We start from the raw sequence: 24,622 nt of genomic DNA, 5'->3' as shown, positions 1-24,622 counted from the left end.
TGGAACACTACTGGCAGACCTGGATAGTTGGAAGTCCTACAGTCGGATTCGCGGCGAAACCGCCCGCCGTCGTCGGACCGCCCCCGAAGGAGAGCCATGACCGCCCTCGCCGACCGCCCCCTCCCCGCCACCGGCGCGCCCGCCGTCCCCCCCGGCCTGCCCCACGTGGACCTGCTGCGCCTGCGGGACCGCCTCGAGCCGGCCGAGCGTGCCCGGCTCGACGCGATCGAGGACCACCTGCAGACCCGCGTGCGGCCGCACCTGACCCGGTACTGGGACGCCGAGGAGTTCGCGTTCGACCTGCTGCCGGGCCTGGCCGAGCTGGGTCTGGGGCGCCTCGTCCTGGACGGCTCGTCCTCGCTGTTCCAGCAGCTCGTGCACGCGGAGATCGCCCGCGTGGACCTGTCCCTGTCCGCCCTCGTGGGCATCCACAACGAGCTCAACCTCGGCATGATCGCCGGCCTGGGCTCGGAGCGGCAGAAGACCACGTGGCAGGGGCGCCTCGAATCCTTCGACGCCCTGGGCGCGTTCTGCCTCACGGAGCCGGACCACGGCTCGGACATCGCCGGCGGCCTCGCCACCACCGCCACCCGCGACGGCGACGAGTGGGTCATCCGCGGTGCCAAGCGCTGGATCGGGGCCGGCACGATCGCCGACGTCGCGCTCGTCTGGGCGCGCGACACCGCCGACGGCGAGATCAAGGGCTTCGTGGTGCCCACCGACACCCCCGGCTACGAGGCCACCAAGATCAGCGGGAAGATGGGCCTGCGGATCATGCAGAACGCGGACATCACCCTGGACGTGCGTCTGCCCGCGGACGCGATCCTGCCCGGCGCCACCACCTTCGCCGCCACCCGCGCCCTGCTGCGCGACTCGCGCATGTGGGTCGGCTGGCAGGGCGTCGGCGCGCAGATGGGCGTGCTGGACGTGCTGCGCTCCTACGCGCTGCGGCGGGAGCAGTTCGGCCGCCCACTGGCCGCGTTCCAGCTGATCCAGGCCCAGATCGCCGAGGTCGCCGGCAACCTGGCCGCCTCCGCCGGGATGATGCTCCAGGTGGACGCCCTGCGGCAGGAGGGGCGGATGGAGATGATGCACGCGGCGATGGCCAAGGCCACCTCGACCCGGCTGGCCCGGTCCTCGGCGGCGCTCGCCCGCGACGCCCTCGGCGGCAACGGCCTGCTCACGGAGCACGAGATCGCCAAGATCATGGGGGACGTGGAGGCCATCTACTCCTACGAGGGCTCCTACGGCATGAACACCCTGATCGTGGGGCGGGCCCTCACCGGCGTCTCGGCTTTCGTGTGAGCCACGCGTCCTGCAGGTCCTGGATCAGCGGGCGGTGGGCGATGAGCAGCAGCACGCCGGCCACCGGGATGACCACCTCGAAGCCCAGCCAGAGGTAGCCGGCCGCGCCCGCCACCCCGCCCAGGAAGAACAGGGCCACGAGCAGCGCCAGCAGTCCCACGCGCCGCGGTTCCCCGACGACGGGGGCCGCGGCCCCGGGGCCGTTGCGGTACAGGATCTTGCCGAGCTCGACGCCGATGTCCGTGACCATGCCCGTCACGTGCGTGGTGCGGATCGGCCACGCCCCGATGCGGGTGATCAAGGCGTTCTGCAGGCCCATGGTGAAGCACAGCACGGCCACCACGACCAGCGGCCGGTGCGCATCGCGGACGTGCTCGGCGAGCAGGCCGAACACCAGCATGCCGACGCCCTCGAGCAGGAGGATGTTGGCGTACCGCGACCGGAGGCCGTTGACCCGGCCCCAGTTGAACACCAGCGCGCAGACGACCGCGCCCAGGATGAACATGGCCAGCGCGAGCAGGCCCGTGCCGACCAGACCCGGGGCGTGGAGGACCGCCGCGTCCGCCATGGACGCCACGATCCCCGTCATGTGGGACGTGTACGTGGCCACGGCGACGAAGCCCACGGAGTTGAGGATCCCCGCGATCGCGGTCAGCACCAGCGCCAGGTGGGTGTTGCGGCGCACGGTGCGCTCGGGGGCGCACAGGTTGAGCACCCCGCCACCCTACGACCGGACGCCGCCGTCGGCGCCGACGCGGGAGGCGCCGTCGTCGACGCCTCCCGTCACCGTGCCCGGGCTCAGTAGCTGGAGTAGCCGTCCTCCGACAGGGTGTGCTTCTCGTCGCCGGTGATGGCGGGGTTGAACACCGAGATCAGGTGCATGTCCTCGGTGCCGCCGCGCAGGTCGTGCGGCTCGTGGTCCGGCAGGACGTAGATGACACCCGGCGTGATCTCGTGGACGGTGCCGTCCGGCTCCACCACGGAGCCGTTGCCCGCGATGCAGTAACAGGCCTCCTGGTGGTTGCGGTACTGGAGCTTCGAGGACGATCCGGCGCGCACGATCGTGTGGGCGACGGCGAAACCCATCTCGTCCTTCGCGGTGATGAGGCGTTCGGAGGTGCCTCCGCCCCACTCGACCTTCTCGACGTCGTTCCGGCTGCGGGTGTACATGGGTGGATCGCTCCCTCGGTCGGCTCCGGGGCGGAGGAACACGTCCGCCCGTCCTCGCCACGGTAGGCACGGGCGCGTGGGGCGACTCAACCCCTCCCGGGCGCCCGTTTCATCAACGAAAGCCTTCGACACGCCCCGTCCGGCCCCTCCCGGGCGCCCTGTGACGCGGCCTACACGTGTGGGATACTGACGGCACGCCGCATGCCCCGCGCGGGAGAGCGTCGGCGCGCGTCCTGCCCCGGCCGGCCGCGTGAGCAGGCCGCCGAAGGAGCAAACCCTCCCCGGGAATCTCTCAGGCATCCGTACCGCGTGGGGTCAGGCGCTCTGGAAAGCGTCTCACTCCGCCGCGCCCGCGTCCGGACCGAGACCACCGACGGTGCAAGCCGCCCACCCGGGCGTCGGAAACTCTCAGGTCCATGACAGAGCGGGGAGGAGCAGACCCACGCCGTGACCACGGCAGGATCCCCCGGAGGTACCCCGTGACCAGCCCCCAGACCACCGAGAGCACGACCGCGCTGCCCCACGAGCGCGTCGAGCCCAAGGACACCGCCTCGGCCCCCTTCGTGGCCCGCCACATCGGCCCGCGCCCCGCGGACGTCGAGCACATGCTGCAGACCCTGGGCTACGACTCGCTCGAGGCCCTCGTGGACACCGCCGTCCCCGCCGGCATCCGCCAGCCGAAGCCCCTCGAGCTGCCCGCCCCGCTGACCGAGTCCGCGGTCCTGGAGCAGCTGCGCGAGATCGCCGGCCGCAACGTCATGAAGACCCAGATGATCGGGCAGGGCTTCTCGGACACCGTCACCCCGGGCGTCATCCTCCGCAAGGTGCTGGAGAACCCGGCCTGGTACACGGCCTACACGCCGTACCAGCCGGAGATCTCCCAGGGCCGCCTCGAAGCCCTCCTGAACTACCAGACGATGGTCCAGGACCTCACCGGCCTGGACATCGCCAACGCCTCTCTGCTGGACGAGGCCTCCGCCGCCGCCGAGGCCGTGCTCCTCATGCACCGCGCCAACCGTCGCAGGACCGACGGCGTCACCCTCCTCGACGCGGACCTCTTCCCGCAGACCCTCTCCGTGGTGCGCCTGCGTGCCGAGGCCGTGGGCATCGACGTGCGCGTGGCCGACCTCTCCGCAGGCATCCCGGAGGACGTCCGCGCCGAGGTCGAGGAGAAGGGCCTGTGCGGCGTCGTGCTGCAGCAGCCCGGCGACTCCGGCCGCATCCACGACCACGCCGCCGTCATCGCGCAGGCCAAGGAGGCCGGCGCCCTCGTGACCGTCGCGGCGGACATCCTCTCCCTCGCCCTGATCACCCCGCCCGGGGAGCAGGGCGCGGACATCGCCGTCGGCTCCACGCAGCGCTTCGGCGTGCCCCTGTTCTTCGGCGGCCCCCACGCCGCCTACATGGCCGTGAAGGAGGGCCTGCAGCGCAGCATGCCGGGCCGCCTCGTGGGCGTCTCCCACGACGACGCCGGCAAGCCCGCCTACCGCCTCGCCCTCCAGACGCGCGAACAGCACATCCGGCGCGAGAAGGCCACCTCCAACATCTGCACCGCCCAGGCGCTGCTCGCGATCGTCGCCTCGATGTACGCCGTCTACCACGGCCCCCAGGGCATCGCCCGCATCGCGCGCCACGCCCACGCCCAGGCCGTCCGCCTGGCGGAGGCGCTGCGGGCCGGCGGCGTCGAGGTCGCCGAGGAGCACTTCTTCGACACGATCACCGTCCGCGTGCCCGGCCGGGCTGAGCAGGTCCTGAAGGCCGCCGAGGAGAACGGCGTGAACCTGCGCCTGGTGGACGCGGACACCCTGCGGATCGCGGCCGATGAGACCACCGTCGACGCCGACCTCGTGGCCGTCCTGACGGCGTTCGGCCTGGACGCGGGCTCCCTGCCGGCCTCCGCGCACGAGGGCGCCGTGGCCACCCCGGCCGTGCCGGAGGCGCTACGCCGCTCCTCCGCGTTCATGACGCACCCGGTGTTCAACACCCACCACTCGGAGACGAAGATGCTGCGCTACCTGCGCCGCCTCTCCGGCTACGACCTGGCGCTGGACCGGACCATGATCCCGCTGGGCTCGTGCACCATGAAGCTCAACGCCACCGCGGAGATGGAGGCCATCTCCTGGCCCGAGTTCTGCTCCATCCACCCGTTCGCGCCCGACCACCAGACCGAGGGCTGGCGGTTCCTGATCGAGGACCTCGAGGCCAAGCTCGCCGAGATCACCGGCTACGCGGGCGTCTCGGTGGCCCCGAACGCCGGCTCGCAGGGCGAGTTCGCGGGCCTGTGGGCCATCCGCCAGTACCACCTGGCCCGCGGTGAGGGTGAGCGGGACATCTGCCTGATCCCGGCCTCCGCCCACGGCACCAACGCGGCCTCAGCCGTGCTGGCGGGGCTGAAGGTCGTCGTCGTCGCCACCGCCGACGACGGCACGATCGACGCCGCCGACCTGGACGCCAAGATCGCGGCGAACGAGGGCCGCATCGCGGCCATCATGATCACCTACCCCTCCACGCACGGCGTCTACGACGCCGACGTCAAGGAGGTCTGCGCCACGGTGCACGCCGCGGGAGGCCAGGTGTACATCGACGGCGCCAACCTCAACGCGCTCGTGGGCCTGGCCCAGCCGGGCGAGTTCGGCGGAGACGTCTCCCACCTGAACCTGCACAAGACGTTCTGCATCCCGCACGGCGGCGGGGGCCCGGGCGTGGGCCCCGTGGCGGTGGGCGAGCACCTCGTGCCGTACCTGCCCTCCCGCGAGGCCCTGATGACCGCGGCCCCGCACGGCTCGGCCGGCGTGCTGCCCATCTCCTGGGCCTACATCCACCTGATGGGCGCCGAGGGTCTGCGCTCCGCCACCGCGCACGCGCTGCTGGGCGCCAACTACATCTCCCGCCGCCTCGCGCCCCTCTACCCGACGCTCTACACGGGCAACGAGGGCCTCGTGGCCCACGAGTGCATCCTCGACCTGCGCGAGCTCACGGCCCGCACGGGCGTGACCGCCGAGGACGTCTGCAAGCGCCTCATCGACTACGGGTTCCACGCCCCGACCCTGGCGTTCCCCGTGGCCGGCACGCTCATGGTGGAGCCCACCGAGTCCGAGGACCTCGAGGAGATCGAGCGGTTCATCGAGGCGATGGAGGCCATCCACGCCGAGATCACCGCCGTCACCCCGGAGACCGTGGCGGACTCCGTCCTGCGTCGCGCCCCGCACACCCTCAACGTCCTGATGGCCGACGAGTGGGATCGCCCCTACTCGCGCGCCCAGGCGGGCACGCCGGTGCCGAGCCTGCGTCTGGACAAGTACCTGCCGCCGGTGGGCCGCATCGACGGCGCTTACGGCGATCGCAACCTCGTGTGCTCGTGCCCGCCGCCCGAGGCGTTCGAGGGCGCCGTGGCCGACACCGCCGACGAGGACTGAGAGGATCACCCCCATGAGCGATTCGACGCGCAACTCCCCGCTGCACCCGGTCCACGAGGCCGCGGGCGCCACGTTCACGGACTTCGGCGGCTGGAACATGCCCCTGAAGTACGGCTCCGAGCTGGCCGAGCACAAGGCCGTCCGCACCTCCGCCGGCCTCTTCGACCTCTCCCACATGGGCGAGATCCGGGTCACCGGCCCGGAGGCCGGGGCCATGCTGGACCACGCCCTCTCGAGCGTGCTCTCCACGTTGAAGCCCGGCCGCGCCAAGTACGCCCTGTGCCTGACGGACGCCGGCACCATCCTGGACGACACGATCGTCTACCGGATGGACGACGGCGAGGCCGGCTCCGAGCCCGACTACCTGGTGGTGCCCAACGCTGGCAACATCGCCGCGGTCCACACCGCCCTGAACCAGCGGGCGTCGGGCTGGGACGCCGTCGTCGAGGACGAGTCCTCGACCACCGCCCTCGTGGCCGTGCAGGGCCCGCAGGCCGAGAGGATCCTCGCCCGGGCCATGCCGGAGGCCGCGGCGCAGCTGGCCGAGCTGAAGTACTACGGCCACCTGACCCTGACCGTGCCCACGGACGCCGGTGACGTCATCGCCGTCGTCGCCCGCACCGGCTACACCGGTGAGGACGGCTTCGAGCTGTTCCTGCCCGCCGCCTCCACCGCCGAGGCCGGCGACCGCGGCTCCGCCGTGTGGAACACGATGCTCTCGGCCGCGGACGAGGCGGGCGTGGAGCTGACGCTGTGCGGGCTCGCCTCGCGGGACTCGCTGCGCCTCGAGGCGGGCATGCCGCTCTACGGCAACGAGCTGGACACCGGGCACCAGCCGCACGCCTCTGGCGTCGGCTTCGCGGTGCCCGCGAGCAAGGAGGCCGACTTCGTCGGACGATCCGCGCTGGTCGGCAGGGACGACGTCGAGGAGGTCCTCGTGGGGCTGCAGGGCGCGGGTCGGCGTGCCGCCCGGCACGGTTACGCCGTGCTGGACGAGTCCGGCGAGCGGGTGGGCGAGGTGACCTCGGGCGCCCCCAGCCCGACCCTCGGACACCCCATCGCCCTGGCCCGTGTCCGCCGCGACGTGGCCGCCGAGGGCACGTCCCTGCAGGTGGACCTGCGCGGCCGCGGCGAGCCGTTCACCGTGGTGGCCACGCCGTTCTACCGCCGGGAGCGCTGAGCCCGACGCAGCCGTCCCTCGGCCCGCCGCTCGGCGGTCCCGGGGCCCTTCGCTAGACTCGGGCTCCGGGCCGTCGTCGCGGCCCCCCGTCCCGCCGTCCACCTGCAGGAAGTCCGCATGACTCACGTCGCCGCCCGTGCCCGGGTCCCCCTGAAGGGGCTGCTGGTCTTCCTCGCCGTCGCCGCCGTCCTGCTCCTGCTGGGCATCGTCACCGTCCTCCGCGGCGTGGCCGCCGACGCCGCCCGCGTGGACATCGTCACCGTGCTGGACGGCAACACCGTGGTGGTGAACCAAGGCGGCACCGAGCGGACCGTGGTCCTCGCCGGCGTCACGAGCGCGGGCCGCAACCCGGAGGGCCTCAAGGTCGGCCCCAACCTCTGCATGGGGGAGGAGTCCTACTCCTGGCTGCGTGATCGGCTCCCGCAGGGGGCGACCGCGAGCATGACCACCTCGGACGAGGGCGCGCCCGAAGGGATGGAGAGCGCGGTCATCTCGATCGGCGGCGGCACCGTCAACGTGGCCATGGCGGAGGCCGGCATGGCCGCCCCCACGGAGGTCGCCGTCGGCAAGCGCCTGGCGGAGGAGATCGCCCAGGCCAATCAGGAGGCCGTGGGTCGCGGCGTGGGGCTCTACGACATCGAGGAGCCCTGCACGTACCAGAACCGGCTCTACGAGGCCCAGTTCGCCCTGGAGCAGATCCCGGAGGACGCGGAGGCGTCCCTGACGAAGATCGACGAGCGAGCGGTGGAGTACGCGGCCGGCCTGGACCAGGTGCGCCTGGTGCAGCAGGAGGTCCGGGCCCTCGACCCGGAGAACGGCACGTTCGCCGACCTCGCCTACGGCCCGGCCAAGGACTCGCTCCTGGCCGAGGCGGACCCGGTGGTGGAGCACGGGATGCAGGTCCTGAAGGACCTCAACACGCGGCGCAACGAGATCGCGGCCCGCGGCTGACCTCGCCGCGCTCAGTCCAGGGCGAGGGTGACGAGCCCGAGCTGGGCCGCCCGGATGATCAGCTGGACGCGGTCGCGGACCTCCAGCTTGGCCATGATCCGCGTGAGGTTGGCCTTGACCGTGGACTCGGAGACGAAGAGGTTGGCGGCGATCTCCGGGTTCGACTGACCCCGGGCCAGCAGCCGCAGCACGCCCAGCTCCCGCTCGGTGAGGTCGGAGCCGTCGGGGCTGCCGGGCTGCACCGAGGTGGGGCCCACCGGCGGCCGGTCCCGCTCGATCGAGGCGAGCAGCTTGGTCGCCACGGCGGGGGAGAGCACGGACTCGCCGCGATGGATGGCCTGAATGGCGCCCAGGATGGCCGGCGGCTCCGCGTCCTTGAGGAGGTAGCCGCCCGCTCCGGCGCGCAGGGCCGGCACGAGATAGTCCTCGGACGTGAACGTGGTGATCGCCAGGACCCGGACCTCGGGGTGGGCCTCCTTGATCCGGCGCGTGGCCTCCACCCCGTCCATCAGGGGCATCTGCATGTCCATCAGGACCACGTCCGGCTCGACGGCGGCGCACGCCTCCACGGCCTCGACGCCGTTGGCGACCACGCCCACGCAGGTCATGCCGGGGGCAGAGTCGACGAGCACGCGGAGCGCGCCGCTCATGAGCGGCTGGTCGTCGGCGATCAGGATGCGCAGCTCTTCGGACACGCACGTCAGCGTAACCGGTGCTGTGGCGCATGCCACCTTGTCGGCGTCGGGGTGAGGCCGGGGTGTCCGCTGGCCGTCATCTGCGACGTGCCGCAGCGCGGCCTGTGCGCGGCGTGCACCATTTGTGACGGGTGTCATACATACTGGGGCCATGAAGACTCGTGCTCTCCTCGCTTCCGCTCTCCTTCTCGCCTCCACCCTCGTCGGCGCTCCGGCCGCCGCCGCCTCGGCGGCCTCGGCCGAGGACGACGTCGTCACGACCCTGGGCCTCGGCAAGGGCACTGCGGAGTGGACGTGCCGCCACTTCGGCATCTGGTGCGACTGACCCCGGGTCGGTCCGCCCCTGATGCCTGATCCGAGTCCATCGACCCCCTCCGTCCGAAGCGGCGCGCCCTTCCGGGCGCGCCGCTCCTCATCGTGGCGTCAGCCGCCCAGCCTGCGGTGGGGCGCGTTCTGGGCCGCGGCGCCGCTGAGCCGCGTCTATCTCGCCTTCGGGTCGGCCTTCCTGCTCGCCTCGACCGCGTCCGACATCGGTCTGTTCGGCCCGGGCCACGGCGTCATCCCGGTCCTGGACGGGATCGCCATCGCGTCGGCGACCAGCGCCTTCCTCGCCCAGTGGTGGCGCAGCACGGTGGGCTTCGCCCTGCTCCTGCCCGGGGCCGTCGCGACCGTCGTCGGCGGTTCCGAGGTGCTCTTCGCCGTCGTCGCGCCCGTGGTCCTCGGGGCCGTCGCGGCGACCGCCCGTTCCTGGGGGTTCGTCGTCACGGCCGCCGTCCTGGCGCTGACCTGGGGCGTCGCCCAGCCGTTCGCGGTGGGTCAGTCGAACGCCACGTGGTTCATCCTGCTGCTCATGTCCATGGGCCTCGGCGGCGGCCTCTTCATCCGCGAGAGCCTGGCCCGGCGGGAACGGGACCGCCGCCGGGTGTTCGAAGCGGAGGAGCGGGCCCGGCTGGCCGCCGAGGCCGAGCGTCGCTCCCTGGCCCGCGACCTGCACGACGTGGTTGCGCACAACCTCACGATCATCTCGATGCAGGCCCGGACGGCACGCTACCTCGGCACCCCGGAGGCGGCTCAGGGCGTGCTGGACGTGGTGGGCGACTCCGCGAAGGACGCGCTCCGGGACCTGCGGCGCATGCTCTCCATCCTCCAGGAGGACGGGATCGTGGACCTGAGCGGTGAGCCGGGCGCCGCGGGGGGCGCGGACGGCGCGACGTCCGCGGATCCGGTCCTGTCCGTGGCCCGCCTGGCCGAGGAGCTGCGCAGTCTCGGCATGACGGTGGAGACGGACGTCCGCTGCGACCAGAACGCGATGCCGATCTCCGTGCGGTCCACCCTGCACCGGGTGCTCCAGGAGGCCACCACGAACGTCGCCAAGCACGCCGGCGAGGGCGCGCGCGTGCGCATCGAACTCCGCGACGCGGGGTCGGACGTGGTGCTCGCGGTGGAGAACACCGTCGCCGAGCGGTCCGGCCCGCCGCAGTGGAACTCCTCCGGTGTGGGCCTGAACTCCATGCGGGATCGCGTGGCCACCTTCGGCGGCGCGATCGAGGCCGGGCCGGGGGGCTGGGGGTGGCGGGTGCGCGCGGTGCTCCCCCGGTCCGTCTGACTGAGGCCGGCGCCGGCACCGTCATGGACCACGTCCATGTGAGCTGCCTCACATCATCGCCCGAAAGTCTGCACCATCCGCCACTGTCGGGGGCGCCGTCGTCCCTCCTAGAGTGGGTCATGCCCCATTGAGACGGTGCACAGTGCGAATCACGAGCCGGGATACATGCCTGAGGGGATGCGGGCCCCGGACGCGGTTCCGAGAAGGACGATGGCCATCCGGCCATCGTCCTTTCTCGTTGCGGGCGTGCTCAGGCCGGCTCGGCGGGCGAGGGCTCCGGGGTGACCGTGCGGACGAGGGGACGGGCCGCCGTCCGGCCCAGGGCCATGAGCACGGCGGCCGGGAATCCGATCACCGGGATGAGCATCGGCAGGATGCCCGCCGCGCCCTGCGTGAGCACCACCAGGCCGTAGAGCATGCCGATCAGCGCGTACGCCAGCACGTGGACCCACTGGTTGAGCACGTGCCGGAACGCCCAGTTCACGAGCAGGCACAGCGGCAGCCCCACCACCAGCCCGGCGACCCCGACCACCGTCAGCAGCGGTGTCAGGCTGCCGAAGGCCTGCAGGCCCGGGACCACGGCCAGGACCGCCACCACGGCGGCCATCACGAGGTTGGGCAGCAGCCAGGCCACGAGGAACCCGTTCAGTCCCATGCGCAGCTGCGGGCGGGGGCCGGAACGGGCCGCGCGGCGACGGGCACGGGCGGCGGACGCGACCGGGGCGGGGGTGGTCATGGCGGGAACTCTCCGGGAGGGGGATCGACGACGTCGGGCGGGTCCCCACTGTAGTGGGCCGGGCTGGACGGGCCCCGGGAGAGTTCCCGGTCAGGCGCGCCGGTCGCCGTCCACGTGGAAGGCCAGGTCCTCGACGCCGGGGAAGGACTCGATCTCCTGGAACGCGTCCCAGGCGTCGCTGTCCGCCTCGGCGTCCGCGGGCAGGGTCACCGTCAGGGCGCCGATCTCCCCGTCGATCACCTGCAGGCGCAGCTCGAGCTCGTGTCCTCCGGCGGAGCCGGAGGCGAAGCGGCCGCGGACGGGCCAGACGCAGTCGTTCGGCACCGCGCGACGGATGTCGTCGTCGGTCTGGACGACGAGCGGCACCCAGTCCGGGACCTCGCCGGCTTCACGGATGGCCTCGGCCACCGAGGTGACGGTGCGGGCGTGCGGCAGCTGGGAGCGCAGCGCCTCAGCCCCGGGCAGGTCCCGGCCCTCGGCCAGCGCCGGGTCGAGCAGGGTCTCGAGCAGGACGCGCACCTCGACCGGCAGCTCGGCGGTGGCCTCGGGCTCGACCTCGTCGACCGTGTCCTCGTCCAGGCCGGCGGGGCCGGTGACGGCGAGTTCGACGGCGTCGCGGCGGGTCCGGCGGGCGTCCTCGTTGGCCAGCAGCATCGCCAGGGAGGCCGCTGCGGCCAGCGCGACGCGCGGGGCGGGGACGCCGGCCCGCTGGAGCCCGCGCACCACGGCGCCGTCGATCCGGTCGTTCAGGCCGGTGGTGCGCAGCGCGACCGCCGCGACCGCGCCGCCGACGGCCAGTCCGCCGAGCCCGCGCAGGGCACGCGCGGCGGGGGAGGGGGCCACCTCGCCGTCGGCGATCGCGGCGGTGTGGAGGGCGTTGGCGGTCTCGGCCGCGAGGAACGTGCCGCTGACGGCGGCCTCGAGCTCTGCGAGGGCCCGACGCTCGCGCCCTCGGCGGGCGTGCGGATCCAGCAGGGTGAGCCCGCCGACCGCGGCCGCCGCCGCCAGCCCGTAGAGCCGGCCGCCCGGGGCGAGGGCGCGCTGGCGCAGCGCGGGGACGACGGCCTCCGCGTTGTCGACGGGAACGGACGACGCCGAGTGGTGGACCTCGCCGGGGACGGACGGGGCGGGGGAGGAGAGCTTCATGCCCCCAGTGTGGCGCACCGCCCGGCTCAGGACGAGTCAGCGGCCCACGTGCGCGCTCAGGCGGAGCGCAGGCCGCCCTGCCACAGGGCGGCGAACGGCGTGCGGCCCTCCACCGCCTGCGCGATGCCGGCTCGCACGAACTCCTTGGCGCGGCGCGCGGCCTCGAGCGTGGTGGCACCCTTGGCCAACTCGGCGGTGACGGCGGCGGCGAGCGAGCAGCCCGCACCAGAGACGCCGGACTGGCCGATCTTCGGGGCGGAGAGCACCTCCACGGTGTCCCCGTCCACGAACACGTCCACGGCGTCCGGGCCGGGCAGGTGCATCCCGCCCTTGGCCAGCACGGCCGCGCCGGAGATCTCGTGGATGCGCCGAGCGGCCGCCGTCAGGTCCTCGACCGAGCGCACGGTCATGCCGGAGAGCTGCTCCGTCTCGAAGTGGTTCGGGGTGGTGAAGGTGGCCAGCGGCAGCAGCTCGGCCTTGAGCGCCTGGTCCGTGTCCAGGGCGTGGCCCGGCTCCTGGCCCTTGCAGATGAGCACGGGGTCCAGGACCACGTGGTCCCACGCGGCGCGGCGCAGGGCCGCGGCCGAGGTGCGGATGACCTCCGGGGAGCCCTGCATGCCCAGCTTCACGGTGCGCAGCCGCTCCGGGTAGTCGCCCTGGATGGCGTCGAGCTGCTGCTGGAGGATCTCGGTGGGCACGGGGAAGAAGCGGTGGTTCCAGTCGTCCTCCGGGTCGAAGGAGACGATGCAGGTCAGCGCCACGATGCCGAAGACGCCGAGTTCCTGGAACGTCTTGAGGTCGGCCTGGGCGCCGGCGCCGCCGGTGGCCTCGGACCCGGCGATGGTCAGGGCGAGCGCGGGGGCGGAGGCGGAGTGCTGGGGGGAGTGAGCGGTCTGGGGCATGCGCCCATGGTAGGACCGACCCCGGACGGGAAGCGCCCGACGGCCGGCGGTGTTCACCGGGGAACGAGGGTCCTCGGACCCGGAGCGTCCGCCCGGGCGCCCCGAGCGACCCGCGAAGGACGGGGACGGACGTGCTCGAGTTCCTCACCGGCACGGGCCTGGCCACCTCGGCCGGGCTCAACGCCTACATCCCCCTGCTCGCCCTGGGTCTGCTGGACCGGTTCACGGGGCTCGTCGACCTGCCCGCGGGCTGGACGTGGCTCGCCGCCGACGCCTCCCTCTGGATCCTCGGCGTTCTGCTCGCGCTCGAGCTCGTCGCGGACAAGATCCCCGGGGTGGACGCGGTCAACGACGCCGTCCAGACGGTCGTGGGAGCCGACACGGTCACGGTGGGGGCCGCCGCGCCCGTGCTCTCGGCGGCCGAGGACGTCTCGGCGGCCGGCCTCGTCGCGGCCGCGCTGTTCCTGCCGGTGCTGGTCGCCGTGCTGGTGGTCGCCGTCGTCGTGGGCCTGTGGCTGCTGGCCCGGCGGTTCCGCGACCGGCGGACGCGAGGCCGTGCCGCGGCCGTCCCGGGTGGGCCAGAATGGACGGCATGATCCTCATCAACCTGAAGTTCACCGTCCAGCCCGAGCGTGCCGACGAGTGGATGGACGCCGTCGCGAAGTACACCGCGGACGTGCGCTCCGAGCCCGGCAACCTGTTCTTCGAGTGGTACCGCCCGGTGGAGGGCGGCCCGAACGAGTACTTCCTGCTCGAGGGGTTCACGGACGAGGGTGCGCAGGCCCACGTCGCGTCCCCGCACTTCCAGGAGGGCCTGGACGCGATGCGCCCGCTGCTGGCGAGCACGCCCCAGATCATCTCCGAGCAGGTCGGTGCGGAGGGTTTCGGCCCGATGGGCGAGCTGCAGATCGACTGAGCCCGCCCCCGGCCAGAGGAGGCGACGGCGCCCGCGTCACGAGCGTGACGCAGGGCGCCGTCTCTGTATCCGGGGTCACACCCTGGCTACGGTGAGCGCATGAGCGCCGAGCAGAACAGCACCCAGACCCCCGGCCACCGCACCGCCCACGTCCCTGCCGGCCAGGATCTCGGCCACCGCTGGTCCACCCGCGAGGCCGATCACGACGATCCGGCCGACCGCCGCGCCGTCCGCCAGATCGCCGAGCTCGCCTTCGCGTCCACGGCCGAGGCCGACCTCGTCGAGGCGCTCGCCGGCGGCGCGGAGGGCTGGCTGCCCCAGTACTCCCTCGTGGCCATGACCGCCGCGATCCCCGGCACGGACCTGCAGTCGGACCCGATGGGCTACGGCACCCTGGTCCGGGCCCACATCGACCACGCCGAGGTGATCGCCCTCGCCCCGCACGGCGTCCTGCCCGAGCACCAGGGCGAGGGCGCCGGCACCGCGCTCGTCAACGCCCTGCTCCAGAAGGCCCAGGCCGACGGCGAGGAGGTCGTGGTGGTCTACGGCTGGCCCGAGTACTACGCGAAGTTCGGCTTCCACCGGGCCTCCGAGCACGGCGTGCACGCGGCCTTCGCGCGTCAACCCGAGGCGCTGCAGATCCTCACGCTCCAGGACGGCGCGGAGGTGCCGGCCGGCGAGTTCCGCTACCCGCCCGCGTTCGGGGCGGAGAACGCGCAGGTCGCCGGCCGCTGAGGGCGGGGCGTCAGCCCACGAGTCGGCGCACGGCGGCGAGCGTTCGTTCGGCCTCGGCCGGCTCGGCCGTGAGCCGCGCGATGACCTCCGCGAGGTCCGCGCGCAGGCCGGCCTCGGCGTCGTCGGCCGGGGCGTGGAGCCACGCCCGCAGGGCGCGGTTGTGGACGGCCACCACGGCCGCCGCCAGCCCGACGGCGACCCCGCCGCGCGCGGGCGTGTCCGGCAGGGCCGTGGCGAGCCAGCCGGAGAACAGCTCCGTGTAGCGGTGCGAGGTGAGCAGCTCGCGCGTGCGCAGCGCCTGGGAGCCGCGCAGCAGGCGGGAGCGCGCCCGGGCCCGGTCCGGATCGGCGGTGTGATGCCGGAAGACCTGGAGGACCGCCTCCTCGAGGGCCTCCCGCACGCCGAGGGAGGTGCCGCGCAGGAAGTCGTCCAGGCGGGCGAGCAGCGCCGCATGGTCGGCGAAGACCACCTCCTCCTTCCCGCCGAGGTGGCGGAAGAAGCTGGCCCGGCTCATGCCGGCCTGGCGGGCGAGCTGGTCGGCCGTGACGGCGTCGTAGCCCTCGCGGTCCAGCAGGTGGATCAGGGCGGTGAGGGTGTCCTCGGCGGGCGTCGTCATGCGGGCCATGGTGCCACGGGCGAGGAGAGGGGGTGAGACTGCGTCTGTTTCTGTGAGATGGCGTGTCAGTCGGTGTAGGGTGATGACGGACACACCCATCTCTCCGACCCCGCCCGGGAGGCCACCATGACCGAGACCCTGCCCACCGTCGAGCCCGAATACGACGTCGCCACGCCGCTGGACACCGACTTCTACCTGGCGCTCGCGGACGTCTCCGACGCCGAGAAGGACGTGTGGCGTCGGGCCCGCGCCTTCGCGCTCGAGCCGGACGTGCTGCCCCGGATCCGGGAGGCGTGGGACCGCCACGAGTACCCGCTGGACCTCGTGGCCCGCCTGGGGCAGGCCGACCTGCTGCGCGACGGCGTGCCCGTGGACGGGCTGCCCGACGTCTCCCGCGTTGCAGCGGGCCTGGCCATGATGGAGCTCTCGCGCCTGGACGGCTCGATCGCCACGATGACGGGCGTGCAGGGCGGTCTGGCCATGCGCTCGATCCAGCTGTGCGGCAGCGAGGAGCAGCGTGCCGAGCACCTGCCGGCCATGGCGCGCGGCGAGCTCTACGGCGCCTTCGCGCTCACGGAGCCGACCCACGGCTCCGACTCGGTCTCGCTGGAGACCCGCGCCGAGCGCGTCGACGGCGGCTGGCGGCTGCACGGGCACAAGAAGTGGATCGGCAACGGGGCCGCCGGCGGGGTGACCGTGGTGTGGGCGCGCAGCGCCGAGGACGAGAAGGTCCGCGGGTTCATCGTGCGCCAGGAGTCCGAGGGCTACACGGCCGAGGTCATCAAGGGCAAGGTCGCGCTGCGGGCCATCGACCAGGCCCACATCACCCTCGACGGCGTCTTCGTGCCCGACGCCGACGTCCTGCCCGAGGCCCGCTCCTTCAAGGACACCTCCCGCGTCCTCTTCGCCACGCGCGTGGGCGTCGCGTGGTCCGCCCTCGGGAAGGCCGTGGGCTGCTACGAGGCGGCGGTGCAGTACGCGGGGCAGCGCATCCAGTTCGGCCGGCCGCTGGCCGCCGCCCAGAGCGTGCAGACCCGCCTGGCCGAGATGCTCTCCCAGCTCACCCAGGTGCAGCTGCTCGTGCTGCGTGCGACCCGGCTCGAGGACGAGGGCCGGCTCACCGGGCCGATGGCGTCCATGGCCAAGTACTCGGCGACGCGCGCCGCGCGGTCCATCGCCGCGAACGCGCGCGACCTGCTCGGTGGCAACGGCATCCTCATCCAGAACGAGGTGGCCCGCCACTTCGCGGATATCGAGGCGATCCACACCTACGAGGGCACCGAGACCGTGCAGGGGCTGATCATCGGCCGCGAGATCACGGGGGTCGGCGCGTTCGTGTGAGATGACGCGAGCGGGGGCGGCGGCGTGAGCCAGAGATTTCTGCTGGTACGCACGCCCCCCTGCCGCCGATTCGTCTGGCTCGGCGGCCGATTCGTCTGGCTCACGCAGGCAGAGGGAGCCGCAGGTGGGCGGCGAGGTCGCGCAGCAGGGCGTTGAGGCCCCGCTGGGTGAAGACGCTGGCGGTCACGCGCAGCACGATCCACCCCTCGGCCTGCATCCGGCGGTCGCGCTCGATGTCACGGCGCCACTGCTGCGGGTCAGTCCGGTGATGATCGCCCTCGTACTGCACGCAGACGCGCGCCTCCCGCCACACCAAGTCCGGCCGGACGGTGGACCCGTCACTCAGCAGAAGCAGCGGATTCACCTCCGGCCCCGGCACGCCCGCGTCGGTCAGCGCCAGTCGGAGGAGCGTCTCGGCCCTCGAATCCGCGCCGTTCCTGAGCAGCGGCAGGGCCGCTCGCAGGGTCCGCGTCCCTCGCCTCCCGCGCACCCGCAGCACCTCCGCCTCCAGATCACGCACGGTGCACCGTGGATGCTCGCCGGGGCGACGCCGGCCCGCCGGGCCGTCAGCCCGTTGCAGCAGGCTGTCCCCGGCGGCGACGACGTCGTCCAACGGCAGATCCAGCTGCGCCAGCGCCGCCCAGGTGGCGGCCGGCGTCGTGAGTCGCACCCGGGCACGCACCAGCACGGGGTCCTGCGGGTGCAGTTCATGCCCGACGACGCCGCTGCGGCGCGGCGCCCCGCCCTCGGCCCGCGTGCGCGCCAGATGGATGGGGCCGCGCTCCCACTGCCGCGGCAGCCACATCCCCCAGAGGCGAGCGGCGGTGGCGTGGGTGGCCGCGGTGCCGGGGTTCGTCCGCTGGAGGGCGCGGACGACGTCGGCCAGTGAGGGCTGACCCCCGGCGGTGTGCCGCAGCCCGTGGTGCGGGGCGTCGAATCGGGGGCCGCGCAGCTGCGAGGTCGTCAGACCGGCCTGCAGCCCCGCGGCGACCGGGAAGACGGGGCTGAGGGTGGCGTCGTCGTGCGGAGGAGGGGCGACCATGCTGCCACCCTCTCCTTCCATGGGCGGACCCGGTGCCGCGACAGCGAGGGCCGTGGAGGGCGAGCCGGGTCGGCGGCCCTGTGCAGGAGCCGCTGAATCGTCTGGCTCACGTCTTCCACGCGTCCGAGCGGCGCTGAGCCAGACGAATCGGTCGTGACAGCCCCCTCAGAACAGCAGAAACGTCTGGCTCGCGCCCGCCGCAGCGTGCCGGCGCACCCAGCACCGCTCAGCCCTTCGGGGCGTAGTACCGGCCGAGGGTCTCGGCCTTGAGCTCCGCGAGCGTGCCGTCCTGCATGGCTGCACGGATCCGGTCCACGAGCGAGACCGTGAACCGCTCGTTGTGGATGGAGAGGAGCGTGTGCGCCACCATCTCCTTCGCCTTGAACAGGTGCCGCAGGTACGCGCGGGAGTAGTGGGCGCACGTGTAGCAGTCGCACTCGGGGTCCAGCGGGCCGAAGTCTCGGCGGTACTTCGCCCCGGGCAGGTTGTAGCGCCCGTCGCGGGTGTAGAACGCGCCGGTGCGGGCCACACGGGTGGGGGAGACGCAGTCGAAGGTGTCGGCGCCGTTCTCGACGGCGGTGAACAGGTCGTCGGGCTCGGAGATGCCCAGCAGGTGGCGCGGCTTGTCCTCGGGCAGCTCCTGCGCGCACCAGCCCACGATGGTCCCGAGGTTCTCCTTCTCCAGGGCCCCGCCGACGCCATAGCCGTCGAAGCCGGAGGTCACGCCGTCGAGCTCCCCCGCGGCCGGGAACTCGGCCCGCATCCCCGCGAGGTCGCGGCAGGCCTTGCGGCGCAGGTCCTCGTACTGGGCCCCCTGGATCACGCCGAACAGCGCCTGGTACGGCCGCGCCGCGCGGACCCCGGTGAGGCGGGCGTGCTCGTCGAGGCAGCGCTGGGCCCAGCGGCGGGTGCGCTCGAGAGCCTCCTCCTGGTAGCCGCGGGAGTTGTGCAGGGTGGTCAGCTCGTCGAAGGCGAACATGATGTCCGCGCCGAGGTTGTGCTGGATGCCCACGGACACCTCGGGGGTGAACCGGTGTCGTTCCCCGGTGAGGTGGGACTTGAACCAGACGCCGTCGTCGTCGACGTTGGCCAGGCGCTCCTTGCCGGGGGCGACGGCGTCGTCGGCGCCCTGCCCCTCAGGCGCGCCGGGGCCCTTCATGTCGATGACCTTCTTGAAGCCCGAGCCGAGGCTCATCACCTGGAAGCCGCCCGAGTCCGTGAAGGTCGGCCCGGGCCAGTTCATGAACGCGCCGAGGCCGCCGGCCTCGTCCAGGAGGTCGTCACCGGGCTGCAGGTACAGGTGGTACGCGTTGGCCAGCAGCGCCTGCGCGCCGAGCTCCGCCATGGACTCGGGCAGCACGGCCTTCACCGAGGCCTGCGTCGCGACGGGGATGAACGCCGGCGTCTGGATCCGCCCGTGCGGCGTGGTGATCACGCCGGTGCGCCCGAGCGGGGCGCCGTCCGCACCGCCGGTCTCCAGCCGGTGCGTCACCTCGAAGCCGAACTGCGAGGGATGCGCGGGGGCACCGGAGGCGGGCTGCGGCGTCGGGGCGGCGGGGGTCTCAGGCATGGGACCCAGGGTAGTGCGCGGGCGCCGCAGGCCGCCCCGGCTCAGCCCAGCACCACCCGCGCCACCGCGCTCGCCACCACCAGGTCCTGCCAGGGCATGCCGGTGGTGACGAACAGGGCGGGCTCACCCTCCCGCCGACGCGCGGTCCCGGCCACGAGCTCGGCCAGCGTCACCGTGTCCTCGATCCCGGCCAGGGCCCCGGAGGCCACCGCGAGGGTCACGTCCCCGGCCTCGCGGGCGGCCGAGTCCCGCGACTCCACCGCCACGGTCGCGCGGCGGGCCAGGGCGTCGTCGGTCTCGCGGGCGTCCGTGGTGTGCGAGCCCATCGCCACGACCGTCGCGTGCTCCGGCACGAGCGTCCCGTCGAACAGCGGGGCCGTCGCGGCCGTGCACGTCACCACGACGTCCGCCTCCGCCACGGCCTCCGGGCCCGCGGCGCTCGCGGTCACGCCCAGCTCCGCTTCGATGCGCGCGGCCAGGGCGGCGGCCCGGTCGGCGTCGCGGCCCACCACGGACACCCGTTCCAGCCCGAACACGTCCTGGAAGGTGAGCGCGTGCTCCCACGCCTGCACGCCCGTGCCGACCACGACCAGGTGCCGGGGCGAGGCGTCCGCGAGCAGCCGCACCCCGAGCGCGGACACCGCGGAGGTGCGCAGGCCCGTCAGCTCGACGCCGTCCAGCACGGCCCGCGGTGCCTGGCCGGGGGTGCCCGGGGCGCCGAACAGCACGTAGACGCCCTGGATGACGGGCAGTCCGCGCTCGGGGTTGTCCGGCGTGAGGGTGAGCAGCTTGGTGTCGACCTCGGTCCCGCGCGTCGAGGGCATCTGCAGCAGCTGCCCGGCGGCGGTGGACACGCGGGTGCGGGGGGCGTCGGCCTCCGGGTCCAGGCCGGCGGCGAGGGCCGCCTCCAGCGCGTCGACGGCGGCGCGCGGGCTCAGGGCGGCGCGCACGGCGGGGCCGTCGATCCAGGGCAGGGAAGCGGTGGCGCGGTGCGTGTCCATGCAGCCACGCTACGGGGTGGGCCGGGCGGGCTCACCCGAACAGCGTGCGGAAGTTCGCCAGGATGCGGCGCGGGTGCTCGGGGTCGACGGCGGCCAGCCCCGCCACCGTGGGCTCGTACTCGCCCGGGGCGAAGTACCCGTGCTCGCGGTAGATCTCAAGGCGCTCGAGGATACCGGCCTGGTCCAGCTCCGGGTGGAACTGGGTGGCGTACTGGCGGGTGCCGAGCCGGAACATCTGCACGGGACAGTCGGCGCCCGCGGCGAGCAGCACCGCGCCGGGCGGCAGTGCGCTCATCGCCTCCTTGTGGCCGACGTACGCCGCGAACGTGCGCGGCACCCCGGCCAGCAACGGATCCGCGGCACCCTCGTCGGTGAGCGTGACCTCGACGGGCGCGGCCGATTCACCGTACGCGTTGTCCACGACGCCGCCGGCATGTCGGCCCAGCGTGCCGACGCCGTAGCAGCAGCCGAGGAACGGCAGGTCGCGGCGCCGGACGACGTCGAGCATCCGGCCCAGCTCCGCCTCCACGGCGCGCTGCACGGGGGACTTGGTCTCCTCGGGATCGGTGCCCGTGAACGGACTGCCGGGCAGGATCACGGCGGCGACGTCCGCGAGCTCCGCCTCCCAGTCCAGGCCGTGCGTGGCCACGTCCGGGCGCTGCACGACGCGGTCCAGGCGCAGCACCCGCAGCCGGCCCTCCGGATAGCCGCCCAGTCGCTGGACGGCCTCGACCTCGGCGGCCGCGGCGTCGTCTTCGGGGCGCGTCTGGACGAGGAGGAACGGCCGCGGATGCGGGCTCGGGATGGCGCCGGTCGGGGTGGTCATCTCGGCAGACTAGCGGGGCATCGGGCCGGGAGGGCGTGACGGCGTCGCGGGGCGTCGTCGGGGGCGGGTCGCGGTCAGCGGTCGGCCCAGGGGCGGGCGTCGGAGGCCCACGGCAGGGGACGGACGCGTTCCTCGGGCAGCGGGTCCGCGGCCAGCCGGCCGTAGAGGTGCACGTCGAGCCGCCGCCCGCCCGTGCGGAGGCGGCCGCGCTGCGTGCCTTCGTGACGGAGCCCAGCGGCCCGGGCGACGGCCCCCGCCGTCGGGCTGTCCGCCCGGTGGGCCAGTTCGATCCGTTCGAGCCCGCCCTCGGCCAGTTCGGCGTCCGCCACGGTGGTCGCCGCCCGCGACATGATCGCGTCCCCGCGCCAGCCCTGATGCAGCCAGGCGGTGAGCGCGCCGGTGCCGTGCGCCTCGTCGCGCACGACGGCGACCAGGCCGATCAGCGTGTCCGTCCCGCGCTCCACCACGGCGACGGCGTCCGTCCCCTCCGCCTGGACCAGTCCGTCGACGTAGGCGCGGGCGGAGGCGTCGTCGGTGACCTCTGCGGGATCGGCCATGCCGACGGTGCCCGCGTGGAAGGCCGCCAGGACGGCGGGCGCGTCCGTGGCGCGGAGGGGGCGGAGCTGGGCGGGTGCGGAGCCGGTCATGCCGGGAGCATAACCCCGGCAGGGGCTGGAGAGTGAGGTGCGCCACACGAGCCGGACCCCGGCAGGCGTGTCACCGGCGCGTGGCTGCCTTCGCCTCGAGCTCGTCGGCGAGGGTGCGCAGCGCGCCGAGCTCCCGGGCGATCCGGGAATCCAGGTCGGCGTCCGTGAGCGTCTCCGAGCCGCCGCGGGCACGCAGGTAGAGCAGCTGGCCGAACCGGGCCCGGCGCCACTGATACTCGGCCTCGGCGTCGCGGGCCTGCAGGGCGCGGGAGATCTCCCGGTCGTAGAGCGGCGGCTCGTTGAGCTGACGCTGGCGCACTTCGAGCACGCGGGACGCCCGGCCCGGCTCGGAGGGGACCTCGTCCGCCTCGAGCAGGCGCCGACCGAGGTTGGCGGCGGCGATGTGCTCGCCCTCCTCGCGCAGGATCAGCGACGCCAGGGACAGCGCGGCCTGGATGGACTTCCACCGCCCCACGGCCCCGTCCCACGGCAGGTTCGTCAGCAGGCCCAGGGTGGCGAGCGTGCCCTCGGTGTCCTCGTGCAGCAGGTAGAGCCGCTCGGCCATGCCGAACACGTCCTCCAGCTGGGAGCCGGAGCGCAGGTTCAACCCGTGGGAGAGCCGGGCCGCGGTGGCGGTCAGCTCGGTGTCGTCGAGGTGGCGCTTGCCGACGGCGACGATCCGCTCCTCGGGGGACCCCGCGTCCACGGGGGAGAAGGTGGTGTCCGGGACGGCCCTGCGCTCCTCCGGGCGGTCCGTGCGGACCCGGATCACGGAGCCGTGGGCGATCTTGACCTCCCGGCCGCCCTCGAGGGTGGCGATCACGAGCGCGGGGGTGCCGAAGTCGTCCCGCATCACCCGGGTCGAGGCCACGGGCGGGGCGGGCTCGCCGCGGCGGGTCAGGAAGCTGTCCCCGGGCTGCACGTCCTGGGACTTCAGATGGCGGAGGTAGCCGCCGACGACCGGTGCCATGCTCAGCGCCCCCATCCCACGTGGGCGAGGGCCTGGCGCACCAGGTCCCCGCGGCCACCGATGAACTCGGCCTGGATGTCCTCGCCGAGGGCCTCCTCGGGGGTGAGCCAGGTCAGCTCGAGCGCGTTCTGGCGCGGCTGGCACTCACCCGTCACCGGCACCACGTACACCAGGGCCACGGCGTGCTGGCGGTCGTCCGTCAGCCCGGTCTCGGACGGCGCCGGGAAGTACTCGGCGACGGTGCAGGGGACCACCGATGGCGGCAGCTGCGGGAACGCGAGCGGGCCGAGGTCCTTCTCCAGGTGGCGCATCAGCGCGGCGCGGATGGTCTCCCGGTACTGGACGCGTCCGGAGACGAACGTCCGCTGGAACGTGCCGGTCTCGTCCGCCACGTAGAGCAGGCCGATCTCGGTGACGTAGCCGAGGGAGTCCAGCCGCACCGGGATGGCCTCCACATACACCATGGGCAGCCGGCGCCGGGCCTCGTAGAGGTCCTCGTCGGACAGCCAGCCCGGATTCGGGTCGGGGGTGCGCACGCTCATGGTTCTGTTCTACCGGAGTTCCGCGCCGGGGGCACACCGGGTCCCGCGTGTTCCGCTCACCACTTGGCTCGGAAGTACTGCCGGGCCATCGGCACCTGCTCCGAGGGGACGTCGAGCGCGAGGGCGGCCGCGGTCGGCCAGTTCGGGTTCGCCAGGGCGGCGCGGCCCACGCAGACGGCGTCGGCGCGGTCCTCGTCCACCACGGCCGCGACCTCCTCGGCGCCGGTCAGCGAGCCGACGGCGGACACCACGATCCCCTCGGTGCCCTCCTTCACGGCGGTGGCCAGCGGCACCTGATAGCCCGGGCCCTGAGGGCCCTCGTAGGTGTCCCCGATGCCCGCGGAGGACAGGTCGAACCAGTGCACCTGCCCCTGCAGCTCCTGCGCCAGGCGGACGGTCTCCTCGATGCTCCAGCCGCCCTCGACCCAGTCCGAGCCGGAGATGCGGATGCCGAGGACCTTGTCCGCGGGCCACACCTCGCGCACGGCCGCCACGACCTCCTTGAGGAAGCGGGTGCGGCCCTCGAAGTCCCCGCCGTACTCGTCGGTCCGGGTGTTGGTCAGCGGCGAGAGGAACTGGTGGATGAGGTAGCCGTGGGCGGCGTGCAGCTGCACGGCGCCGAAGCCGGCACGGTCGGCGCGCTCGGCGGCGTCGGCGAAGGCCTGGACGGTCTCCCGGATCTCGTCCACCCGCATCGCGTGGGTGCGGATCTCCATGGAGTTGGTGGCCACGCCGGAGGGGGAGAGGGTCTCCCAGGAGTCGGGGCCCTCGAGGATCGGCTGCCCGGCGAGCGCGCCCGGGTGCATGGGGACGGTCGAGGCCTTGGCGCCGGCGTGACCGAGCTGGATGGCGGGCAGGGCGCCCTGGGAGGCGATGAACTCGGCGATCGGCGCCCACGCGTCCCGCTGCTCGTCGTTCCACAGGCCGGTGTCCCACGCGGAGATGCGTCCCTCGGGGGTGACGGCGGTGGCCTCGGCCACCACGATCCCGAAGCCGCCGGCCGCGCGGGCGCCCAGGTGCTGGAAGTGCCAGCCGTGGGGGACGCCGTCGCGCGCCTCGCACGAGTACTGGCACATCGGCGGCAGGATCAGGCGGTTGCGCACGCGCACGCCGTTGATCTCAATCGGTTCGAAGATCGCGGGCACGGCGGGGGCGTCGGTCTGCGGGGTGGCGGTCTGAGTCATGCACCCCACCCTACGAGCGGGTCCGGACACGGGAGGGCTCGCGTCCGCCGCGGGCGGAAGGGCGGGCCGGCCCGTGCGACGAGAGAAGTCGTCACCGCTGCTGCGTCCACCCCTACCCTGGGCCC

Annotated in this window: 25 protein-coding genes and 1 riboswitch; of the genes, 10 read left to right on the top strand and 15 right to left on the bottom strand. The window is 73.6% G+C overall.

The features are described from left to right. Window positions 1–96 precede the first annotated feature (96 nt). Entirely contained in the window at window positions 97–1,305 is a 1,209-nt protein-coding gene (locus tag OVA32_RS00405) for an acyl-CoA dehydrogenase family protein (RefSeq protein ID WP_144825615.1), read from the top strand. Here OVA32_RS00405 and OVA32_RS00400 read toward each other — a convergent pair. Together OVA32_RS00400 and OVA32_RS00395 are read right to left on the bottom strand one after the other, a co-directional pair. Continuing rightward, window positions 1,280–2,020, bottom strand: a complete 741-nt coding sequence (locus OVA32_RS00400) for a YoaK family protein (RefSeq protein ID WP_036338795.1) — start codon at window positions 2,018–2,020, stop codon at window positions 1,280–1,282. The genes OVA32_RS00405 and OVA32_RS00400 overlap by 26 nt on opposite strands. A gap of 83 nt (window positions 2,021–2,103) precedes the next feature. Beyond that, window positions 2,104–2,475: an ectoine synthase gene (locus OVA32_RS00395; RefSeq protein WP_020624813.1), complete on the bottom strand. Its 372-nt coding sequence runs from the start codon at window positions 2,473–2,475 to the stop codon at window positions 2,104–2,106. A 201-nt stretch (window positions 2,476–2,676) separates the two neighbouring features. Beyond that, window positions 2,677–2,793: riboswitch (glycine riboswitch) on the top strand. 161 nt (window positions 2,794–2,954) lie between these two features. On the opposite strand from OVA32_RS00395, the gene gcvP reads away from it, so the two are divergent. The 3 genes from gcvP (at window position 2,955) to OVA32_RS00380 (ending at window position 8,022) form a co-directional block, all read left to right on the top strand. Next, the gene (gcvP, locus tag OVA32_RS00390) at window positions 2,955–5,891 is read left to right on the top strand and encodes an aminomethyl-transferring glycine dehydrogenase (RefSeq protein WP_144825616.1); all 2,937 of its coding nucleotides are present in this window, start codon (window positions 2,955–2,957) and stop codon (window positions 5,889–5,891) included. Between the two features lie 13 nt (window positions 5,892–5,904). After that, the gene (gene gcvT / locus OVA32_RS00385; RefSeq protein WP_044659070.1) at window positions 5,905–7,071 is read left to right on the top strand and encodes a glycine cleavage system aminomethyltransferase GcvT; all 1,167 of its coding nucleotides are present in this window, start codon (window positions 5,905–5,907) and stop codon (window positions 7,069–7,071) included. 117 nt (window positions 7,072–7,188) lie between these two features. Continuing rightward, window positions 7,189–8,022 (top strand): thermonuclease family protein, encoded by an 834-nt coding sequence (locus tag OVA32_RS00380; RefSeq protein ID WP_144825617.1) that lies wholly within the window; start codon window positions 7,189–7,191, stop codon window positions 8,020–8,022. An 11-nt stretch (window positions 8,023–8,033) separates the two neighbouring features. On the opposite strand, the gene OVA32_RS00375 is transcribed toward OVA32_RS00380, so the two are convergent. After that, window positions 8,034–8,717: a response regulator gene (locus OVA32_RS00375; RefSeq protein WP_144825618.1), complete on the bottom strand. Its 684-nt coding sequence runs from the start codon at window positions 8,715–8,717 to the stop codon at window positions 8,034–8,036. Window positions 8,718–8,868: 151 nt separating this feature from the next. On the opposite strand from OVA32_RS00375, the gene OVA32_RS00370 reads away from it, so the two are divergent. Together OVA32_RS00370 and OVA32_RS00365 are read left to right on the top strand one after the other, a co-directional pair. Then, window positions 8,869–9,042 carry a hypothetical protein gene (locus OVA32_RS00370; protein ID WP_002856694.1) on the top strand — a complete coding sequence of 58 codons (174 nt, stop codon included), beginning with the start codon at window positions 8,869–8,871 and terminating at the stop codon, window positions 9,040–9,042. A 21-nt stretch (window positions 9,043–9,063) separates the two neighbouring features. Then, window positions 9,064–10,323 (top strand): sensor histidine kinase, encoded by a 1,260-nt coding sequence (locus OVA32_RS00365; protein ID WP_144825619.1) that lies wholly within the window; start codon window positions 9,064–9,066, stop codon window positions 10,321–10,323. 250 nt (window positions 10,324–10,573) lie between these two features. Here OVA32_RS00365 and OVA32_RS00360 read toward each other — a convergent pair whose 3' ends face one another. The 3 genes from OVA32_RS00360 to OVA32_RS00350 form a co-directional block, all read right to left on the bottom strand. Then, window positions 10,574–11,059: a hypothetical protein gene (locus OVA32_RS00360; RefSeq protein WP_002856696.1), complete on the bottom strand. Its 486-nt coding sequence runs from the start codon at window positions 11,057–11,059 to the stop codon at window positions 10,574–10,576. A 90-nt stretch (window positions 11,060–11,149) separates the two neighbouring features. Continuing rightward, window positions 11,150–12,205, bottom strand: a complete 1,056-nt coding sequence (locus OVA32_RS00355) for a hypothetical protein (protein ID WP_134376990.1) — start codon at window positions 12,203–12,205, stop codon at window positions 11,150–11,152. A 56-nt stretch (window positions 12,206–12,261) separates the two neighbouring features. After that, window positions 12,262–13,107, bottom strand: a complete 846-nt coding sequence (locus tag OVA32_RS00350) for a hydroxymethylpyrimidine/phosphomethylpyrimidine kinase (protein ID WP_119217559.1) — start codon at window positions 13,105–13,107, stop codon at window positions 12,262–12,264. A 131-nt stretch (window positions 13,108–13,238) separates the two neighbouring features. Between OVA32_RS00350 and OVA32_RS00345 the strand changes: the two genes are divergently transcribed. The 3 genes from OVA32_RS00345 to OVA32_RS00335 all read left to right on the top strand — a co-directional run bounded on the left by OVA32_RS00345 (window position 13,239) and on the right by OVA32_RS00335 (window position 14,758). Continuing rightward, window positions 13,239–13,703 carry a DUF4126 domain-containing protein gene (locus OVA32_RS00345; protein ID WP_134376989.1) on the top strand — a complete coding sequence of 155 codons (465 nt, stop codon included), beginning with the start codon at window positions 13,239–13,241 and terminating at the stop codon, window positions 13,701–13,703. Further along, complete coding sequence (locus tag OVA32_RS00340; protein WP_010079505.1) at window positions 13,700–14,023, top strand: putative quinol monooxygenase; 324 nt, start codon at window positions 13,700–13,702, stop codon at window positions 14,021–14,023. Before OVA32_RS00345 ends, OVA32_RS00340 begins: the two co-directional genes overlap by 4 nt. Before the next feature lie 99 nt (window positions 14,024–14,122). After that, window positions 14,123–14,758 carry a GNAT family N-acetyltransferase gene (locus OVA32_RS00335; RefSeq protein ID WP_002856702.1) on the top strand — a complete coding sequence of 212 codons (636 nt, stop codon included), beginning with the start codon at window positions 14,123–14,125 and terminating at the stop codon, window positions 14,756–14,758. Window positions 14,759–14,768: 10 nt separating this feature from the next. Here the strand turns inward: OVA32_RS00335 and OVA32_RS00330 are convergent, their stop codons facing one another. Continuing rightward, the gene (locus tag OVA32_RS00330; protein ID WP_036341145.1) at window positions 14,769–15,374 is read right to left on the bottom strand and encodes a TetR/AcrR family transcriptional regulator; all 606 of its coding nucleotides are present in this window, start codon (window positions 15,372–15,374) and stop codon (window positions 14,769–14,771) included. Between the two features lie 126 nt (window positions 15,375–15,500). Here OVA32_RS00330 and OVA32_RS00325 point away from each other — a divergent pair, with 126 nt between their 5' ends. Further along, a complete protein-coding gene (locus OVA32_RS00325) occupies window positions 15,501–16,715 on the top strand; it encodes an acyl-CoA dehydrogenase family protein (protein ID WP_036341128.1) in 1,215 nt (404 codons plus the stop codon). A 100-nt stretch (window positions 16,716–16,815) separates the two neighbouring features. On the opposite strand, the gene OVA32_RS00320 is transcribed toward OVA32_RS00325, so the two are convergent. From OVA32_RS00320 to OVA32_RS00285, 8 genes are all read right to left on the bottom strand, one after another. Beyond that, on the bottom strand, window positions 16,816–17,757 hold the full coding sequence (locus tag OVA32_RS00320) for an endonuclease domain-containing protein (RefSeq protein WP_267714636.1): 942 nt from the start codon (window positions 17,755–17,757) through the stop codon (window positions 16,816–16,818). A gap of 226 nt (window positions 17,758–17,983) precedes the next feature. Further along, a complete protein-coding gene (gene tgt, locus OVA32_RS00315) occupies window positions 17,984–19,327 on the bottom strand; it encodes a tRNA guanosine(34) transglycosylase Tgt (RefSeq protein ID WP_061867531.1) in 1,344 nt (447 codons plus the stop codon). A 41-nt stretch (window positions 19,328–19,368) separates the two neighbouring features. Continuing rightward, the gene (locus OVA32_RS00310; protein ID WP_267714634.1) at window positions 19,369–20,328 is read right to left on the bottom strand and encodes an ornithine cyclodeaminase family protein; all 960 of its coding nucleotides are present in this window, start codon (window positions 20,326–20,328) and stop codon (window positions 19,369–19,371) included. A 31-nt stretch (window positions 20,329–20,359) separates the two neighbouring features. Next, window positions 20,360–21,154, bottom strand: coding sequence for a glutamine amidotransferase (locus OVA32_RS00305; RefSeq protein WP_267714632.1), 795 nt, complete (start codon window positions 21,152–21,154; stop codon window positions 20,360–20,362). 74 nt (window positions 21,155–21,228) lie between these two features. Next, window positions 21,229–21,801, bottom strand: coding sequence for a GNAT family N-acetyltransferase (locus tag OVA32_RS00300; RefSeq protein WP_063189932.1), 573 nt, complete (start codon window positions 21,799–21,801; stop codon window positions 21,229–21,231). 70 nt (window positions 21,802–21,871) lie between these two features. Further along, the gene (locus OVA32_RS00295; RefSeq protein ID WP_230297492.1) at window positions 21,872–22,771 is read right to left on the bottom strand and encodes a DUF6707 family protein; all 900 of its coding nucleotides are present in this window, start codon (window positions 22,769–22,771) and stop codon (window positions 21,872–21,874) included. 2 nt (window positions 22,772–22,773) lie between these two features. Beyond that, window positions 22,774–23,313, bottom strand: coding sequence for an NUDIX hydrolase family protein (locus OVA32_RS00290; RefSeq protein ID WP_036316089.1), 540 nt, complete (start codon window positions 23,311–23,313; stop codon window positions 22,774–22,776). Between the two features lie 56 nt (window positions 23,314–23,369). Beyond that, window positions 23,370–24,497, bottom strand: coding sequence for an NADH:flavin oxidoreductase/NADH oxidase (locus OVA32_RS00285; protein ID WP_073117197.1), 1,128 nt, complete (start codon window positions 24,495–24,497; stop codon window positions 23,370–23,372). Window positions 24,498–24,622: the final 125 nt, after the last annotated feature.

This window comes from Micrococcus sp. SL257 (genome assembly GCF_026625585.1).
GTDB classification, from domain to species: domain Bacteria; phylum Actinomycetota; class Actinomycetes; order Actinomycetales; family Micrococcaceae; genus Micrococcus; species Micrococcus luteus.
The sequence above is the reverse complement of the archived record's forward strand: the minus strand, read 5'-3'. Positions and strand labels throughout refer to the sequence as shown.

What these genes read in the sequence shown, in the direction of transcription:
- OVA32_RS00405 (WP_144825615.1), top strand. Translation starts at nt 97, where the DNA reads ATGACCGCCCTCGCCGACCGCCCCCTCCCCGCCACCGGCGCGCCCGCC.
- OVA32_RS00395 (WP_020624813.1), bottom strand. Translation starts at nt 2,475, where the DNA reads ATGTACACCCGCAGCCGGAACGACGTCGAGAAGGTCGAGTGGGGCGGA.
- gcvT (WP_044659070.1), top strand. Translation starts at nt 5,905, where the DNA reads ATGAGCGATTCGACGCGCAACTCCCCGCTGCACCCGGTCCACGAGGCC.
- OVA32_RS00380 (WP_144825617.1), top strand. Translation starts at nt 7,189, where the DNA reads ATGACTCACGTCGCCGCCCGTGCCCGGGTCCCCCTGAAGGGGCTGCTG.
- OVA32_RS00370 (WP_002856694.1), top strand. Translation starts at nt 8,869, where the DNA reads ATGAAGACTCGTGCTCTCCTCGCTTCCGCTCTCCTTCTCGCCTCCACC.
- OVA32_RS00365 (WP_144825619.1), top strand. Translation starts at nt 9,064, where the DNA reads ATGCCTGATCCGAGTCCATCGACCCCCTCCGTCCGAAGCGGCGCGCCC.
- OVA32_RS00360 (WP_002856696.1), bottom strand. Translation starts at nt 11,059, where the DNA reads ATGACCACCCCCGCCCCGGTCGCGTCCGCCGCCCGTGCCCGTCGCCGC.
- OVA32_RS00355 (WP_134376990.1), bottom strand. Translation starts at nt 12,205, where the DNA reads ATGAAGCTCTCCTCCCCCGCCCCGTCCGTCCCCGGCGAGGTCCACCAC.
- OVA32_RS00350 (WP_119217559.1), bottom strand. Translation starts at nt 13,107, where the DNA reads ATGCCCCAGACCGCTCACTCCCCCCAGCACTCCGCCTCCGCCCCCGCG.
- OVA32_RS00340 (WP_010079505.1), top strand. Translation starts at nt 13,700, where the DNA reads ATGATCCTCATCAACCTGAAGTTCACCGTCCAGCCCGAGCGTGCCGAC.
- OVA32_RS00335 (WP_002856702.1), top strand. Translation starts at nt 14,123, where the DNA reads ATGAGCGCCGAGCAGAACAGCACCCAGACCCCCGGCCACCGCACCGCC.
- OVA32_RS00330 (WP_036341145.1), bottom strand. Translation starts at nt 15,374, where the DNA reads ATGACGACGCCCGCCGAGGACACCCTCACCGCCCTGATCCACCTGCTG.
- OVA32_RS00325 (WP_036341128.1), top strand. Translation starts at nt 15,501, where the DNA reads ATGACCGAGACCCTGCCCACCGTCGAGCCCGAATACGACGTCGCCACG.
- OVA32_RS00320 (WP_267714636.1), bottom strand. Translation starts at nt 17,757, where the DNA reads ATGGTCGCCCCTCCTCCGCACGACGACGCCACCCTCAGCCCCGTCTTC.
- tgt (WP_061867531.1), bottom strand. Translation starts at nt 19,327, where the DNA reads ATGCCTGAGACCCCCGCCGCCCCGACGCCGCAGCCCGCCTCCGGTGCC.
- OVA32_RS00310 (WP_267714634.1), bottom strand. Translation starts at nt 20,328, where the DNA reads ATGGACACGCACCGCGCCACCGCTTCCCTGCCCTGGATCGACGGCCCC.
- OVA32_RS00305 (WP_267714632.1), bottom strand. Translation starts at nt 21,154, where the DNA reads ATGACCACCCCGACCGGCGCCATCCCGAGCCCGCATCCGCGGCCGTTC.
- OVA32_RS00300 (WP_063189932.1), bottom strand. Translation starts at nt 21,801, where the DNA reads ATGACCGGCTCCGCACCCGCCCAGCTCCGCCCCCTCCGCGCCACGGAC.
- OVA32_RS00295 (WP_230297492.1), bottom strand. Translation starts at nt 22,771, where the DNA reads ATGGCACCGGTCGTCGGCGGCTACCTCCGCCATCTGAAGTCCCAGGAC.
- OVA32_RS00290 (WP_036316089.1), bottom strand. Translation starts at nt 23,313, where the DNA reads ATGAGCGTGCGCACCCCCGACCCGAATCCGGGCTGGCTGTCCGACGAG.
- OVA32_RS00285 (WP_073117197.1), bottom strand. Translation starts at nt 24,497, where the DNA reads ATGACTCAGACCGCCACCCCGCAGACCGACGCCCCCGCCGTGCCCGCG.